This is a genomic window from Psychrobacter sp. PSi21, from assembly GCF_054960615.1.
This window is the reverse complement of the sequence record NZ_JBHNYR010000013.1, coordinates 1-15,605: the sequence shown is the minus strand read 5'-3', so window position 1 is coordinate 15,605 and position 15,605 is coordinate 1. Positions and strand designations below refer to the sequence as shown.

Annotated in this window: 13 protein-coding genes; 11 read left to right on the top strand and 2 right to left on the bottom strand. The window is 48.0% G+C overall.

The features are described from left to right. Window positions 1-48 precede the first annotated feature (48 nt). The 7 genes from ACFI32_RS09875 (at window position 49) to ACFI32_RS09845 (ending at window position 6,884) form a co-directional block, all read left to right on the top strand. The gene (locus ACFI32_RS09875) at window positions 49-1,071 is read left to right on the top strand and encodes an alpha/beta hydrolase (protein WP_462626424.1); all 1,023 of its coding nucleotides are present in this window, start codon (window positions 49-51) and stop codon (window positions 1,069-1,071) included. 153 nt (window positions 1,072-1,224) lie between these two features. Further along, the gene (locus ACFI32_RS09870; protein ID WP_462626423.1) at window positions 1,225-1,476 is read left to right on the top strand and encodes a BolA family protein; all 252 of its coding nucleotides are present in this window, start codon (window positions 1,225-1,227) and stop codon (window positions 1,474-1,476) included. A gap of 50 nt (window positions 1,477-1,526) precedes the next feature. Next, a complete protein-coding gene (gene murA / locus ACFI32_RS09865) occupies window positions 1,527-2,810 on the top strand; it encodes a UDP-N-acetylglucosamine 1-carboxyvinyltransferase (RefSeq protein WP_462626422.1) in 1,284 nt (427 codons plus the stop codon). Window positions 2,811-2,899: 89 nt separating this feature from the next. Further along, window positions 2,900-3,598: an ATP phosphoribosyltransferase gene (gene hisG / locus ACFI32_RS09860; protein WP_462626421.1), complete on the top strand. Its 699-nt coding sequence runs from the start codon at window positions 2,900-2,902 to the stop codon at window positions 3,596-3,598. A gap of 215 nt (window positions 3,599-3,813) precedes the next feature. After that, window positions 3,814-5,109, top strand: a complete 1,296-nt coding sequence (gene hisD, locus ACFI32_RS09855; RefSeq protein ID WP_462626420.1) for a histidinol dehydrogenase — start codon at window positions 3,814-3,816, stop codon at window positions 5,107-5,109. 74 nt (window positions 5,110-5,183) lie between these two features. Further along, complete coding sequence (hisC, locus tag ACFI32_RS09850) at window positions 5,184-6,275, top strand: histidinol-phosphate transaminase (protein WP_462626419.1); 1,092 nt, start codon at window positions 5,184-5,186, stop codon at window positions 6,273-6,275. Further along, window positions 6,276-6,884, top strand: a complete 609-nt coding sequence (locus ACFI32_RS09845) for a prolyl hydroxylase family protein (protein ID WP_462626418.1) — start codon at window positions 6,276-6,278, stop codon at window positions 6,882-6,884. 138 nt (window positions 6,885-7,022) lie between these two features. On the opposite strand, the gene ACFI32_RS09840 is transcribed toward ACFI32_RS09845, so the two are convergent. Both ACFI32_RS09840 and ACFI32_RS09835 read right to left on the bottom strand, forming a co-directional pair. Then, entirely contained in the window at window positions 7,023-8,606 is a 1,584-nt protein-coding gene (locus ACFI32_RS09840; protein WP_462626417.1) for an anthranilate synthase component I family protein, read from the bottom strand. A gap of 47 nt (window positions 8,607-8,653) precedes the next feature. Beyond that, window positions 8,654-9,892 (bottom strand): beta-ketoacyl synthase N-terminal-like domain-containing protein, encoded by a 1,239-nt coding sequence (locus ACFI32_RS09835; protein ID WP_462626416.1) that lies wholly within the window; start codon window positions 9,890-9,892, stop codon window positions 8,654-8,656. A gap of 470 nt (window positions 9,893-10,362) precedes the next feature. On the opposite strand from ACFI32_RS09835, the gene ACFI32_RS09830 reads away from it, so the two are divergent. The 4 genes from ACFI32_RS09830 (at window position 10,363) to fusA (ending at window position 15,419) form a co-directional block, all read left to right on the top strand. After that, on the top strand, window positions 10,363-11,526 hold the full coding sequence (locus tag ACFI32_RS09830) for an EcsC family protein (RefSeq protein ID WP_462626415.1): 1,164 nt from the start codon (window positions 10,363-10,365) through the stop codon (window positions 11,524-11,526). Between the two features lie 338 nt (window positions 11,527-11,864). Beyond that, on the top strand, window positions 11,865-12,239 hold the full coding sequence (gene rpsL / locus ACFI32_RS09825; protein ID WP_025646352.1) for a 30S ribosomal protein S12: 375 nt from the start codon (window positions 11,865-11,867) through the stop codon (window positions 12,237-12,239). 209 nt (window positions 12,240-12,448) lie between these two features. Next, the gene (gene rpsG, locus ACFI32_RS09820) at window positions 12,449-12,922 is read left to right on the top strand and encodes a 30S ribosomal protein S7 (RefSeq protein ID WP_462626414.1); all 474 of its coding nucleotides are present in this window, start codon (window positions 12,449-12,451) and stop codon (window positions 12,920-12,922) included. 370 nt (window positions 12,923-13,292) lie between these two features. Beyond that, entirely contained in the window at window positions 13,293-15,419 is a 2,127-nt protein-coding gene (gene fusA / locus ACFI32_RS09815) for an elongation factor G (protein ID WP_462626413.1), read from the top strand. Window positions 15,420-15,605: the final 186 nt, after the last annotated feature.

Below are 15,605 nucleotides of genomic sequence, written 5' to 3'. Positions count from 1 at the left end.
TAGCACCATAGTGACGATATAAGCACTGATGCAGAAAGGATTTGCCTGATGAAAAAAATAAAAACAGACGTGGTAGAAAAAGAGTTGAACCAACAGTCAGTAACCGATACGGCCGCCTCAGGTGCAGTCATGCGCTCAAAAAGCCGTACTACGCACCATGCAAAACGTTTTGGCACCGTTGGTATCAGTGCCATCGTTGCAATTGGCGGTTTGGTTTTTGCTGCTCAGCAAGCTCAAGCGTTTTCCGCACTGGATGTGGTCAATAAGATCAGTACAGGCGGCGGCGTGGGCGTGAGCAAAGACATCTTGTATGGCGATGCGCCATTGCAGGATTTGGATATCTATTATCCAAAACCACTGGCTCAAGCGATGCGCACCGATCAAGGTAGCATCCAGTCCTATCCGATGGTGGTCTTTGTGCATGGCGGCTCATGGCAAAATGGCAGCAAAGCAGACTATGCCTTTGTAGGCGAGAGTTTGGCGCAAGCAGGGTACGTGACAGCGGTGATCAATTATCGCAAAGCACCTGAGCATGTCTATCCAGATTATGTTGACGATACGGCGCGAGCCATAGCGTGGAGTTATGATAATGCGTCTGCTTTGCACGCCGATCCACAGCGCTTTGCGGTGGTGGGCCATTCTGCTGGCGCGTTTAACATGATGGCAGCGATTTCAGACGCCGACTTTTTAGCACCCTACGGGATGAAGCCTACAGACATCAGTGCCGTCGTGGGTATCGCGGGGCCATACAGCTATGATTTTCGCAATTACCCAACGGCGACCGCGTTTCCAGCAGATGCCACACCAGATGAGGTGATGCCAGATCGGCGGATTAAAGGGGCGCAGCCGCCATATTTGTTGCTGACGGCAGGCGATGACCAAGTCGTCCACGACTCAAATACGATCAATATGACCCAAGCGCTAAAAGATCATGGTGCTAGCGTTGAAAATGGTGTCATCGAGGGTGCCAGCCATGCCAGCAGTATTGGTTCAATGGCCATGCCACTGCGCTGGCTCAATGATAGCCGCGTCCAAGTGCTGGATTACTTGGATACAACACTTGCCAAGTAAGCCCATCACGCATCAGCTATTAGCGACAATAAATACCGAGCCGACGCTGATAGACAATACTGTATGATGGATAAAGTCTTGTTATAATGGCGCCACTTTGGCCATCTATCTGATAGCAATGGCACCTTTTCAACCACCCATATAGGTAGTTTTATGAGTATGAACGCGGATGACTTGATCACATTTTTACAGCAGCATTTCCCAGACGCTTTGATTCAGGCCGCCAACCAAGGCAATAAGTTTGACGTGCGTGTGGTGGATGCCAGTTTTGCAGGCAAGCGCTTGGTGCAGCGTCAGCAGGCCGTTTATGCGCTTGTGAATGACAAAATTGCCAGCGGCGAGATTCACGCGCTCAATATTCAAGCATTAACCCCAGAGGAATGGGAAGCTCAGCCACGCGGCTAGAGACTTATTCCACTTTTATTTTTTATACTTACAGTCAGGTTGTTACCTTTATGGATCAGTTTTTAATCACCGGTAGTAGTCGTATCGCAGGGGAAGTTACCATTTCAGGGGCTAAGAACGCCGCCTTACCATTGCTCGCCGCGATGATATTGGCCGAAAGTCCAACGACACTACATAATGTGCCGTCATTACAAGATGTACGCACATTGATCAAGCTGATCGCTGGTATGGGTATTGATATTGAAAAGCAAGGCGACACTGTCACTTGTGACACCAAAAATATCGACAGCTTTTATGCGCCCTATGATTTGGTAAAAACCATGCGCGCCTCAATCTTAGTGCTTGGGCCGCTGCTGGCACGTTTTGGTGAAGCCGAAGTGTCGTTGCCGGGCGGCTGCGCGATTGGTTCACGCCCTGTCGATCAGCACCTCAAGGCTTTTGAAGCCATGGGTGCGACGATTACCGTCGAAAACGGCTATGTCAAAGCCCGCGCCCCTCAAGGCGGTCGCCTAATCGGTGGTAACTTCTCGTTTGATATGGTCACCGTTGGTGGCACTGAAAATGTCATCATGGCAGCGGTACTTGCTAAAGGCACCACGGTGCTTGGCAACTGTGCGCTTGAGCCTGAAGTGGTCGATTTGGCTAACATGCTGGTCAAAATGGGCGCTAAAATCAGCGGTATTGGCACCGCGACCATGACCATTGAAGGGGTTGAGCACTTGCAAGGCTGCGAGTATTCGGTCGTTCCTGATCGCATCGAAACGGGCTCTTACTTGGCAGGCGCATTGATGACGGGCGGTGATGTGTTGACCAAAAACACGTCTGCCGATTTGTTGCTGCCTGTATTGTCAAAGTTTGAGGCGATGGGTGCGGTGATTACCACAGGTGATGATTGGATTCGGGCGCAAATGAGCGGTCGTCCCAAGGCGGTGGACATTCGCACTCAGCCACATCCGGGTTTTCCAACTGACATGCAAGCGCAGTTGATGGCGGTGTGCTGCTTGGCCGATGGCACCAGCACCATTATCGAAAACATCTTTGAAAACCGTTACATGCACGTGCCTGAGCTCAAACGCCTTGGAGCAGCCATCAAAGTTGATGGTCATACCGCAGTGGTTAAAGGGGTTGAGCGCTTTACCGCCGCGCCTGTCATGGCTACTGACTTACGTGCCTCGATGTCGCTGGTGATGGCCGCTGCAGCAGCAGAGGGTGAGAGCTTGATTGATCGCATTTATCACATCGACCGCGGTTACGAAGATGTGGAAAACAAACTGCGCGCGCTTGGCGTTAATATTGAGCGAGTCAACTCCAAGGATCTTGATATCAGCGGCTAAGCAGCATCCATAACAAAATCAATGATACCTACTGGCTGACGGCCTTTGATCAGCCAAAGATCACCCACAGATACGGACACCATGCCCCTATGAATGAGCAAACCAAGCGCACCCCAAAAAGCGGCTTGTTAAATGAAGTGGATAATGAGTTTTCAGGCCTCACGCTGGCATTATCCAAAGGCCGCATTTTAAAAGAAACCATGCCGTTATTAAAAGCGGCGGGTATCGAGCTGCTCGAAGACCCTGATGCTTCGCGCAAGTTGATTTTTCCAACGTCCAATCCGCATGTGCGCGTACTGATTTTACGCGCAAGTGATGTGCCGACGTACGTCGAGCACGGCGCGGCGGACTTTGGGGTAGCGGGTAAAGACGTCTTGCTTGAGCATGGGGCCAATCATGTCTATGAGCTGCTCGATCTACAGATTGCCCAGTGCAAGCTGATGACTGCAGGTATTACGGGGGCAACACTGCCCAATCGCCGTCTGCGTATCGCGACTAAGTACGTCAATGTGGCGCGTGCCTATTTTGCCAGTCAAGGGCAGCAGGTCGATGTGATTAAGCTGTATGGCTCGATGGAGCTTGCGCCTTTGGTCGGCCTTGGTGATTTGATCGTCGATGTGGTCGATACGGGTAATACCTTGCGTGCCAATGGACTTGAGCCACTCGATCATATTTGTGATGTGTCTTCACGCCTGATCGTCAATCAAGTCAGTTACAAGCGCAAATTTGCTTTGCTGGAGCCGATTTTGGACAGCTTTAAAGACAGCATCGCTGCTGCCACTGCTTAAGCGTATGCTGTTAATGCATTAAAACCCCAGCATATAAATTTTTAAACCAGTTTTGCCCGCCAAGATATATTTGGCGTGCTACACTGGTTTTTTTGTGTCTGCTTGCCAGCAAACCTTTACCACCAGATGCTAGCCATAGCATGGATAGCAATCCACTGGCAACATCAGACGTGACCCGTTAATGATCATTTTTTGCTAATATATAGGATTAGGTTATGCGTCAGTTAAGTACCCAAGAAGCCGATTTTGAGCAGCAGCTCGCGGATTTGCTTGCTTTTGAAACCGTCAATGACAGCGCGTTACTCACGACTGTTGACGACATCATCGCGCAAGTGCGCACCGAGGGCGACAGCGTGGTGCTGTCTTTGACGCAGCAATTTGATCAGCATCCTGCCCATCATATGCACGAGCTTGAAATCGGCCAAGATGCCTTGGCGCAAGCGTTTGCAGGGCTTGATGATGAGGTCAAAGAGGCGCTCACTACGGCAGCGACGCGGGTGCAGACATTCCATGAGCGCCAAGTGCAAGAGACGTGGCAGTATACCGATGAGTTGGGCAACCGTTTGGGTCAGAAGGTGACGCCACTTGATCGCGTGGGCATCTATGTGCCCGGTGGTCTGGCCTCTTATCCGTCGTCAGTGTTGATGAATGCCATTCCAGCCAAGGTGGCGGGTGTTAATGAAGTGATTATGGTCGTACCTGCACCCAAAGGCGTGCTGAATCCTTTGGTGCTTGCTGCCGCGCATTTGTCTAAAGTGGATCGTGTGTTTACGATTGGCGGTGCGCAAGCGGTTGCAGCCTTAGCCTATGGTACTCAAACCATTCCAGCCGTAGACAAGATCACAGGCCCGGGTAACAAATACGTAGCGGCGGCCAAGCGTGCGGTATTTGGTCAAGTGGGTATCGACATGATTGCTGGGCCATCTGAGGTACTGGTTTATGCCGAAGGCGAGGCGGCAGATCGTGCCGATTGGCTGGCGATGGATTTGTTGTCACAAGCAGAGCATGACCGTATTGCCCAAGCGATTTTTGTGACCACCAGTGAAACGCAGTTAAAAGAAGTGGCAAAAGAGATCGAAAAAGCATTGGCTGAGTTACCAAAGGCAGGTATTGCGCGCGATTCGCTACAAAACCGTGGCGCACTCATTTTGGTCAAAGACCGTGCTGAAGGCTTGGCCTTAATCAACCGCGTGGCACCCGAGCATCTAGAGCTGTCTGTGGATGAGCCAGATGCGTTGATTGACGACATCCGTCATGCAGGGGCAATCTTTATGGGTCGGCACACGCCTGAGGCCATTGGCGACTATTGTGCAGGGCCCAACCATGTGTTGCCAACATCAGGTACCGCAAGATTTTCTTCACCGCTTGGCGTTTATGACTTTCAAAAGAAGTCATCGCTGATTTATTGCTCTGAGGCGGGTAGCAAGCCCTTAGCAAAAACTGCTGACGTGTTGGCGCAGCGCGAAGATTTGGATGCCCATGCACGTTCTGCCCGCTACCGTTATCAGTAGACCATGACGCGGTTACCTTTTTTATCAATGCCCCTTTTTTAGCGCCCTTGTCGCGCTCTGTCGTAGGATTATTTATGAGTACTGCAACTGTTGATACCCGCCTGTGGTCAGAAAACGCCCGTAACTTGTCACCTTACGTCCCAGGCGAGCAGCCACAGCATGACAATTTGTGCAAACTAAACACCAACGAAAATCCATTTCCACCATCGCCAAAAGTGCAAGAGGCGATTAGTGCCGTATTGAGTCAGCAAGCTGATGAGCTACGCTTGTACCCTGCGCCTGAATCAGACGCACTGCGTCAAGCGCTGTCACAGCTGCATGGTTTAGACAGCAAACAGGTGTTCGTCGGTAATGGCTCAGATGAAGTGCTGGCATTGGTTTTTGCCAGTTTCTTTATCAAGCCGCAGCCGATCTTGGCACCGGATATCAGCTACAGCTTTTACCCTGTGTATGCGCAGACCTTTGGGGTGAACTTCACTCAAGTACCGCTGGCGGCTGATTTTGGCGTGGATATCAATGATTATCGCCAGCCTTGTGATGGCATCATCATCGCCAATCCCAATGCGCCGACAGGATTATTGCTGTCGCTAGAAGACATCAGTACCTTGGCAACAGAACATCCTGACGCGGTGGTGGTGATTGATGAGGCATATATTGATTTTGCCAGTACGGACGCTTCTGCAATCAGTTTGATCAATCAATTTGACAATTTATTGGTGACGCAAACCTTTTCAAAATCGCGCTCATTGGCAGGACTGCGTGTGGGCATGGCGTTTGGTAATGCGTCACTGATCGAAGCATTAACGCGTATGAAAAATAGCTTTAACAGCTTTCCGTTAGATAAACTGGCGCAAGCTGGAGCGACCGCCAGCGTGCTTGATAATGCCTATTTTGAGCAAACTTGCCAGCAAGTGATCGAGCTGCGTGAGTCGCTTACTGAGCAGCTGCGGGCGCTTGATTATGAGGTACTGTCATCACACGCCAACTTTGTTTTTGCCCGTCCACCAGCGGGTAATGCCAGTGAGATTGCGACTATGCTACGCGAGCAAGGGATTATCGTGCGTCATTTCAATAAACCGCGCATTAGTGAGTATTTGCGGATCACCGTTGGTACTGCTGAGCAGCACCAGCGTCTGCTTGATGCGTTGCAAGAGGTACACAGATAAATGAAAGCTCTGAAGAACATCATTAGAGAGCGACCACTCATTTGTACTATAGATAATATTTTTGATAACGCTTTTTGCGATAAGCTGATTGAAAAAAGTGAGAGGCAACCATACGAACAAGCACAAATCACCGTAGGTAAAGGTGAATTTAGGACAGATACAAACGTTCGGAATAATGACCGTATCATATTTGATGATACGATACTGGCAACAGAACTTTTTGACCAAGTGAAGGGTTACTTGCCCAAAACATGGGATGAGGGTTTATGGGAATTGTCGGGGCTAAATGAGCGTTTCCGTTATTATCGTTATGGCGAAGGTCAAACTTTCAAACCGCACTTTGATGGTGCCTATGAGCAGACTAAGTTTCATAAGAGCTTTTTAACATTATTGTTTTATTTGAATGATGACTTTGCAGGTGGTGAAACGAAATTTTATCAATGGCAAGGTGGTTGGTATGACAATGACACGCCGACTTATGTTGTCACACCGAAAAAGGGGCAAGCGCTATTGTTTGCTCATCAGCAATGTCATGAAGGTGCACCAGTGGTATCAGGTGTTAAATACGTACTACGAACGGATGTCATGTACCGAGCAATATATCTGTGATGTACACAAAGACTTAGTTATTGTACGTTAACGAAGTGTCCCCTTTATACGTATACGAACTCATAAAAAGCCTGCCAATGATGTGTTGGCAGGCTTTATTTTTATTTGTCATTAAAAATGGTATTTTACTTTGGCCGCCTACGCTTTTTGCGCCAGCACTTTTAGTAGATTACCCACTTTGTCCAAACATTCTTGATATTCTGCCTCAACCTCTGAGGCAACAGTAATACCGCCACCCGCCCATAGACTTACCTGACGATTAAGCTCGTCTTCATCCTGATTTGTCTGAGCTTGTAAGGTGCGAATTAAGACGTTCCATTGACCGCTACCATCAAAATTCATATAGCCCATGGTGCCGCAATACGCGCCGCGCGGGGCAGCTTCTAGTTCGGATATGATTTCAACAGCGCGTTTTTTGGGCGTGCCAGTGATAGAGCCTGCAGGTAAGCTACCAAACAACACGGCCAGTGAATGAGCATCAGGTTTAAGTTCAGCGGTGATGGTACTGACCATATGATGGACATTGCTAAAGCTTTCGATTGCAAATAAATGCGGTACTTTGACACTGCCCGTTTTGGCAAAGCGCCCCAAATCATTACGCAGCAAATCGACGATCATCACGTTTTCGGCGCGGTCTTTTTCGCTGTCTATTAGCTCCTGCTGCAAAGCATTGTCTTGTTCGGCAGTAGCGCCGCGCGGCCGCGTGCCTTTGATGGGTTTGGTGCGGATAAGTGGGTTATCATACCGTTTATCACGGACAAAGGTAAAAAACAGCTCAGGCGAGCAGCTGAGTAGTTCAAAGGTCAGTGTCTCAGCAGACAGTGGGTGTTGTAGCCCCAAATAACCGGCAAAAGGCGCTTGTGTATTGGCATCAAGCGCAGGCAGATAATCGAGTAGCACTTGCGTTGCCGTATTCTTTACTGGCAGATGACCTTGCCATAACTGTGTTAGGTTAATTTGATAGCAGTCGCCTTGATATAAATAGTCCTGCGTGCGGGCAAAGGCGTGCTGATAATCGGATGGCATCCATGCAGTATTAAGCACCACCTCTGGCAAACGCGGCGCCTCAACAGTTGCGCTGAGCTTACCATCCAACTGGTTTAAATGATCAATCAGATCGCCAAACCACAGTTCTGAGTCCTTATCAGTGTTTGTGCGCGCATCACACAGCACCCAGCGCTGCTTATCAGCCCCTTGGGTCAGATACACATCATAATCACCCATAAATGCCAGTGGTTGATCCTCGGCCTGCCCGATCATCGTATGAGGGCTGAGTGCTGCTGCTGCCGCATCATAGCCGATAAAGCCCATCAATCCACGCGTATAACGGAGTGATGATTCATCCTTTTGCGCTTGGTTTTCAGTACTGGTGAGCGCGTCCAACTGCTGCTGACTATAGGCAATCAGCTGCTGTTGCCACACGTCATAACTCATCTGCGTGACAACAGGATGAGCATGACCTCGATAAGTGGTGGCAACGATATAATCACCAGTATTAAGCTCAGCATTGATATCAGAGTCAGGCAGTTGAATATCGGACTGTACGCTGAGGTAAACGCTCCATGCTACTTTTGGTGCCAGTGCAATGATCGGCTGTCCATCATTGTTCAACCATATCAATTGCCAATGCATGAAAGCATCACAGGTCATCAACTGCTGCTGCAAATGTGGCAACAATAGAGCGGCGCTCATCTCGCCAAAACGCCACTCATGTGATGTCATGAGTGGCGCTGTTGTCGTATGGTGTGTATGGCGGTGATCGATCATTATTAGGCATCAAACTGCTTGATGATCAAGGTTGCGTTAGTGCCACCAAAACCAAAGCTGTTGCTCATCAAGGTTTTTAGCGGGGCTTGGCGGGTTTCGGTGACGATATCGTAGTCCGCGGCAGCCTCATCAAGCTGCTCGATGTTGATGCTTGGCGCGATAAAGCCTTCTTTTAGCATCAATAGGCAGTAAATCAACTCTTGCGCGCCGACAGCACCCAAGCTGTGACCGGTCATCGACTTGGTTGAGCTGATGGGCGGTACGCTGTCACTACCTGACGTGGTAAATGCTTGTGCGATGGCTTTGAGCTCAGTGATATCGCCAAGTGGTGTACTGGTACCGTGACTGTTGATATAGTCAACAGTGGATAGACCTGCTTCTGCCAGTGCTTGCTTCATGCAGCGTACCGCACCTTCACCACTGGGAGCGACCATCTCTGCGCCGTCTGAGCTGGCACCGTAGCCAACGATTTCGGCCAAGATGGTTGCACCGCGTGCTTGTGCATGCTCTAAGCTCTCAACCACTACCATAGCGCCGCCACCAGCGATGACAAAACCATCACGGTCTTTATCATAAGCGCGTGAGGCTTGTTTTGGGGTGTCGTTATACTGCGTGCTCATCGCACCCATCGCATCAAACATGCACGACTGCGTCCAGTGTTCTGCTTCACTACCGCCTGCCAAGATCACATCTGCTTTGCCCAATTGAATCAATTCTGCCGCATGACCGATACAGTGGGTAGACGTCGCGCATGCAGACGAAATAGAGTAAGAGATGCCTTGGATTTTTAGACCCGTAGCCAGCGCTGCGGATACCGAGCTGCCCATGGTCTTAGGTACTGCCATCGCACCCACACCGCGCAAGCCCTTGTTGCGCATTGCATCGACGGCATTGACCACATCTTGAGTAGACGCGCCGCCTGAGCTTGCCACCACACCTACGCGCGGATTGTGATTGACATAATCAAGCGTCAGTCCAGATTGCTCAATCGCTTCTAAGGCGCTGATGTATGCATATAAGCTGGCATCACTAAAAAAGCGCTTTAATTTGCGATCAATAGCAGCAGTATTCAATGCTGATTTATCGATGCTGCCGCTAACTTGTGACTTAAAGCCATGTTCTGCATAAGTCTCATTGAATGTGATACCACATTGCCCTTGCTTGAGCGCATTGGTGACGGTGTCCAAATCATGTCCGATACAAGAGACAATCCCGGCTCCAGTGATGACAACTCGGCGCATACTATGTTCCTTATGATAACTGTTTTAAGCTGATTGCCAAAAATTTGTTGGCAATAAAATAAGTTGACGCGTCATAACAGCGGCAATATCGATGCTGTGCCATCATGATTTTATCTGCGGTATGATACCGTATCACCACCGCAAAATCTTTGCCAAACTGTAAAATAATCGCAAAAACTGTTTGCAGATAATAGGGCGTGTTGATGGTTTTCTGATACCTCAGCTCGGTATTCATGGTCAATAAGGATACAAACCCTGTCATTGCAATAACATTGTTATCACTGACAGCTTCATTCAGTTTTAACTACAATAGCTATAAATCTGTTAACGAGCGCAGATGTATTATAAAATCCCCTTTATCATGACAGGTTGATGACGTGTTGGCATCGTCATACACTGATTCATACATAACGCGATTTTAATCATCATTTGTACCTCATTTTTATAATCATAATACTAAGGACGTAAACATGGCAAAACGTAGCGCATTATCTCAAGGCATCAGCACTGTAGGGCGCATGACTCGCAACAATCTAGAACGCGCAGGCTCCCTGATTGATAGCATCAACGCCAAAACTGGCAAACCGCGCAAATACGAAGCGGTCAACCTTGAAGATGACGGCGAGAGACAAAACCCGTTTCGCGATCAAACCCTAAAAACCACGCAAGAGCTTTTGGGCCCACGTTTTGCCATGTATGGCAAGTATGCCAAAAAGGTGGTGCCAAACAGTTTGCTGCAATCATTTTTAGACAGCGTCTTTTTGCAAATGGCAAAAATGGCAGCCAGTTGGAGTCAGCTTGACTTACCAAACGAACATCGCTTTGCTGACATCACCACCCTAGACGACGAGCAGCGCTATGCGCTCGCCACCGACATTGCCAACCAAAATCGCGCCCTTGCCACGCTAGGCGGCATTACCGGTTTGATAGGTCTACCGGGTTTGCTGGCTGATACCTTATGGTTGTTGTTGGTGTCACTGCGTACGGTATATCAGTTGGCCGCCGTTTATGACAAGCCCTTGACAGGCAAGCAAGGTATGAAGATGGCTTATGAGCTACTCAGCAAGGCAGACCTCAGCAAAATGCAAGAAAAACAAGCCTTGCTGGCTGGTATTGGCGTGGGCAAGCAGTTGCTTGATAATGCCCAAACTCGCGGCCTGCACAGCGAGCTCAAAAACCTCGGCCTCAAAAACAAAAACGTCAACTATTATGCTGAGCAAGTTGATAGCGTTGCCAGCCAAGTGGGTATTGATCTCGATCAGGTTAACCTAACTTGGGTACGTAGTCTGTTACCAGTGACTGCTGTTGGCGTTGGCATGCGTTATAACAGCCAATTGATTGACGAAGTGATCGGCGTGGCGCAAGCAACTTTTGCCCCAGAGCCCAAACTGGCCAATCAACTGATTACTGACGACAGCAGTAGCGAAGCCAAAGTCCAAAAACAAGATGCCGACCAAGCAAGCGATACAGACAGTGCCGCTGACCAAGATGACAGTGCCGATGCTGCAGGACAAACCGCTACAGACAAGGCAAGCACTGAGCAGACGGACACAAGCGATAGCTCAGAGGATGCAGCTGAAGATCAAGACGCGAGTGATACGGCTGAAAACGCAAAAACAGGTACAAAAAAATAATATCATTCATAGGCGCCGCAGTGGTGATAATGTCACTGCGGCGTCATCAAAAACGCGGTATAATGCCACTCATTCATCCACAAGCATCATTCCTATCAGTAAATACTTGAAAAATGTCATGATGTCACCATTTACTGCTCATTGTCAGCTTTGTGCTCAAAGCACATCTGAGAATATTTGTAAAGCAAAAATGCTGATAAGTGGTTGAAATAGCAGTAACAAGTCTTTATAATACACTGTCCTAAAAATGGGTCTCCCGAAAAAACCTGCGTACTGCGCTGGGTCTTTTTGGCTATCCCCATTTTTTTGTTTTATACCAAACGGGAGAAGGATGCCTTATGGCAACAACTAACCAATTGATTCGCAAGGGTCGCAAAACCATCAAGGAAAAGTCAAAAGTTCCTGCGTTGCAAGCGTGCCCACAGCGTCGCGGTGTATGTACTCGTGTATATACTACCACCCCTAAAAAACCTAACTCAGCCATGCGTAAAGTATGTCGTGTACGTTTGACTTCAGGCTATGAAGTATCAAGCTACATCGGCGGTGAAGGTCATAACCTCCAAGAGCATAGTGTTGTACTTATCCGTGGTGGTCGTGTAAAAGATCTACCCGGTGTACGTTATCACACCGTTCGTGGCGCTCTTGACTGTGCAGGCGTAAAAGACCGTAAGCAAGGTCGTTCTAAATATGGTGCGAAGAAGCCTAAAGCTTAATATAAGCCAAAAGCTGATTTGTACGACACATTAACTGTGCATGGGTTTGGTGCTAAAAATTGCTTGTAGATAATGCTTATTACTTCAAGCCTATTTTAGACATACCACCATGCAGTAAGGCTGACTGACAACTCGCCAGATACCACGTAGACCGAAAGTCAATGCGAGGTTGTGAATGTCAGACACTCCTGAAGACAAGGAAATTTATTATGCCAAGACGTCGCGTCGTTGCTGCCCGTGAGATCCTTCCAGATCCTAAGTTCGGTAGCCAAACTATTGCTAAATTCATCAACCATGTTATGAGCGATGGCAAAAAATCTACTGCTGAGCGTATCGTATACGGTGCACTAGAGACAGTAAGCCAAAAGCGTAACATCGAAGATCCAGTATCTTTCTTTGAAGACGTACTTGAAAATGTACGCCCAATGGTTGAAGTAAAAGCACGTCGCGTTGGCGGTGCTACCTACCAAGTACCAATGGAAGTACGCCCCTCCCGTCGTACTGCATTGGCCATGCGTTGGTTGGCTGAAGCTGCCGCTAAGCGCTCTGAAAAATCAATGGCTCTACGCCTAGCTGGCGAATTGAATGACGCTGCTGACGGTAAAGGCGCTGCTATGAAAAAGCGTGACGAAGTTCACCGCATGGCAGATGCTAACAAAGCATTCTCTCATTACCGCTTCTAAGCAGCCCATTTGCTTTTTATGGTGGTCAATGAGAGCGTATCATTGACCATTATTTCAGATAGAGAATAGCGCGACAACAATGACGCAATACCTCATATCTGGAAACATGCAAGATACTATTGTTGATTACTCTATCAATGCCTGCCATCACCCATGTAGCGATGGTATAACTTATCGCTAAGATGGCAGCACTCTATGATGATGTTGTCTCGAATCTAATACCACTATATTCTTCGTACAGGCTCATATCTTAACCGCATTAGGGTTACTAATCAGTTAGTCAGAGCAAGAGCTGGCCGCTTCTTTACAGAATATACGGTAGTGACATATAAAATATTAATACATACACGACTTTCCCTAGGAAAACACTATGGCTCGTATAACTCCCCTAAAGCGCTATCGCAATATTGGTATCTCAGCGCACATTGATGCTGGTAAGACGACCACTACTGAGCGTGTCTTATTCTATACAGGTGTCAGTCATAAAATCGGTGAAGTACATGATGGCGCAGCCACCATGGACTGGATGGAACAAGAGCAAGAGCGCGGTATCACCATCACTTCAGCGGCGACAACCTGTTTTTGGTCTGGTATGGCCAAGCAGTTTGATGAACACCGTATTAACATCATTGACACCCCAGGTCACGTTGACTTCACGATCGAAGTTGAACGTTCTATGCGTGTACTTGATGGCGCGTGCATGGTTTACTGTGCAGTAGGCGGCGTTCAGCCACAGTCTGAGACCGTATGGCGTCAGGCAAACAAATACAAAGTACCACGTCTGGCCTTTGTTAACAAAATGGACCGTGTTGGTGCTGACTTTTATCGTGTCATCGATCAAATCAAAACCCGTCTAGGCGGCAAGCCTGTACCACTCGTTATTCCAATTGGTAAAGAAGACGATTTTGAAGGTGTTGTTGATCTTGTTACCATGAAAGCCATCTACTGGGATGAATCATCTCAGGGCATGAAGTATGAAGAGCGTGATATCCCAACTGAGCTTCAAGACAAAGCAGACGAGTACCGTGAGTACTTGGTAGAAAACGCTGCCGAAGCGTCAGAAGAGCTTATGAATGAGTACTTGGACAATGGTGAATTGTCTGAAGAGCAAATTCATACAGCGATTCGTCAGTTGACTATTGATAACGAAATCATCCCACTTCTTTGTGGTACTGCCTTTAAAAACAAAGGTGTACAAAAGATGTTGGATGCGGTTATTCAGTATCTGCCAGCACCAATCGACGTACCTGCTATTAAAGGTATTCTTGATGACAAAGACGAAAGCGAAGGCAGCCGTGAAGCATCTGATGATGCGCCATTCTCAGCCCTTGCATTTAAAATCATGAATGACAAATTCGTTGGTAACCTAACCTTCGTTCGTGTTTACTCAGGTGTGATCAAGCAAGGCAGCAGCGTTTATAACCCAGTTAAAATGAAACGTGAGCGTGTTGGCCGTATCGTACAGATGATGGCAAACTCTCAAGAAGAGCTTGCAGAGATTCGTACTGGTGATATCGCAGCATTGGTTGGCATGAAAGATGTCACCACTGGTGATACCTTGTGTGATGAAAGCGATGTAATCACCCTTGAGCGTATGGAATTCCCAGATCCAGTAATCAGCCTGGCGGTTGAGCCTAAAACCAAGGCTGACCAAGAAAGAATGTCAATCGCCCTTGGTCGTCTGGCTAAAGAAGATCCATCATTCCGCGTTCATACGGATGAAGAATCAGGTCAGACCATCATCAGTGGTATGGGTGAGCTTCACTTAGAGATCTTGGTTGATCGTATGAAGCGTGAGTTTAACGTTGAAGCCAACATCGGTGCGCCACAGGTTGCTTATCGTGAGACGATTCGTAACACGGTTGAGCAAGAAGGCAAATTTGTACGTCAGACTGGTGGTCGTGGTAAATTCGGTCACGTTTGGCTACGTCTTGAGCCGCTTGATCCAGCAGGCGACACTGAATACGAATTCGCCGAAGAAGTCGTGGGCGGTGTGGTACCAAAAGAATTCCACGGTGCGGTCGATAAAGGTATTCAAGAGCGCATGAAGAACGGTGTACTTGCTGGTTATCCAGTAGTTGGCGTAAAAGCCACCTTGTATGACGGTTCTTACCATGACGTCGATTCTGATGAGTTGTCGTTCAAAATGGCCGGTTCTATGGCATTCAAAAAAGGCTTCATGGCAGCCAACCCAGCACTACTTGAGCCAGTAATGAAAGTAGAAGTTGAAACGCCTGAAGACTACATGGGTGATATCATGGGCGATCTTAACCGTCGCCGTGGTATGGTACAGGGTATGGAAGACTTGCCTGGTGGTACCAAGCAGATCCGTGCTGAAGTACCATTGGCAGAAATGTTTGGCTATGCCACTCAAATGCGCTCAATGTCACAAGGCCGTGCTACTTACTCTATGGAGTTTGAAAAGTACGCTGAGATTCCAAAATCAGTTTCAGAAGCGATCATCTCTAAGTACAACTCTAAAGATGACGACGAGTAAATCCCAAAACTAGAGCAGTACATGGTCTATCTATGTAGTGCTCCTGTGGGGAATACACCAATAACTTGTGAAAATACTTGTTATTGGTGATGAATTTCTTATAATATCTGCACATTGTATGTGCAAACCATTAACAATTATCTCAATGTGGTCAGTACTACTAACCAGTATTAAACACTGACCCCA

What these genes read in the sequence shown, in the direction of transcription:
- ACFI32_RS09875 (WP_462626424.1), top strand. Translation starts at nt 49, where the DNA reads ATGAAAAAAATAAAAACAGACGTGGTAGAAAAAGAGTTGAACCAACAG.
- ACFI32_RS09870 (WP_462626423.1), top strand. Translation starts at nt 1,225, where the DNA reads ATGAGTATGAACGCGGATGACTTGATCACATTTTTACAGCAGCATTTC.
- murA (WP_462626422.1), top strand. Translation starts at nt 1,527, where the DNA reads ATGGATCAGTTTTTAATCACCGGTAGTAGTCGTATCGCAGGGGAAGTT.
- hisG (WP_462626421.1), top strand. Translation starts at nt 2,900, where the DNA reads ATGAATGAGCAAACCAAGCGCACCCCAAAAAGCGGCTTGTTAAATGAA.
- hisD (WP_462626420.1), top strand. Translation starts at nt 3,814, where the DNA reads ATGCGTCAGTTAAGTACCCAAGAAGCCGATTTTGAGCAGCAGCTCGCG.
- hisC (WP_462626419.1), top strand. Translation starts at nt 5,184, where the DNA reads ATGAGTACTGCAACTGTTGATACCCGCCTGTGGTCAGAAAACGCCCGT.
- ACFI32_RS09845 (WP_462626418.1), top strand. Translation starts at nt 6,276, where the DNA reads ATGAAAGCTCTGAAGAACATCATTAGAGAGCGACCACTCATTTGTACT.
- ACFI32_RS09840 (WP_462626417.1), bottom strand. Translation starts at nt 8,606, where the DNA reads ATGACATCACATGAGTGGCGTTTTGGCGAGATGAGCGCCGCTCTATTG.
- ACFI32_RS09835 (WP_462626416.1), bottom strand. Translation starts at nt 9,892, where the DNA reads ATGCGCCGAGTTGTCATCACTGGAGCCGGGATTGTCTCTTGTATCGGA.
- ACFI32_RS09830 (WP_462626415.1), top strand. Translation starts at nt 10,363, where the DNA reads ATGGCAAAACGTAGCGCATTATCTCAAGGCATCAGCACTGTAGGGCGC.
- rpsL (WP_025646352.1), top strand. Translation starts at nt 11,865, where the DNA reads ATGGCAACAACTAACCAATTGATTCGCAAGGGTCGCAAAACCATCAAG.
- rpsG (WP_462626414.1), top strand. Translation starts at nt 12,449, where the DNA reads ATGCCAAGACGTCGCGTCGTTGCTGCCCGTGAGATCCTTCCAGATCCT.
- fusA (WP_462626413.1), top strand. Translation starts at nt 13,293, where the DNA reads ATGGCTCGTATAACTCCCCTAAAGCGCTATCGCAATATTGGTATCTCA.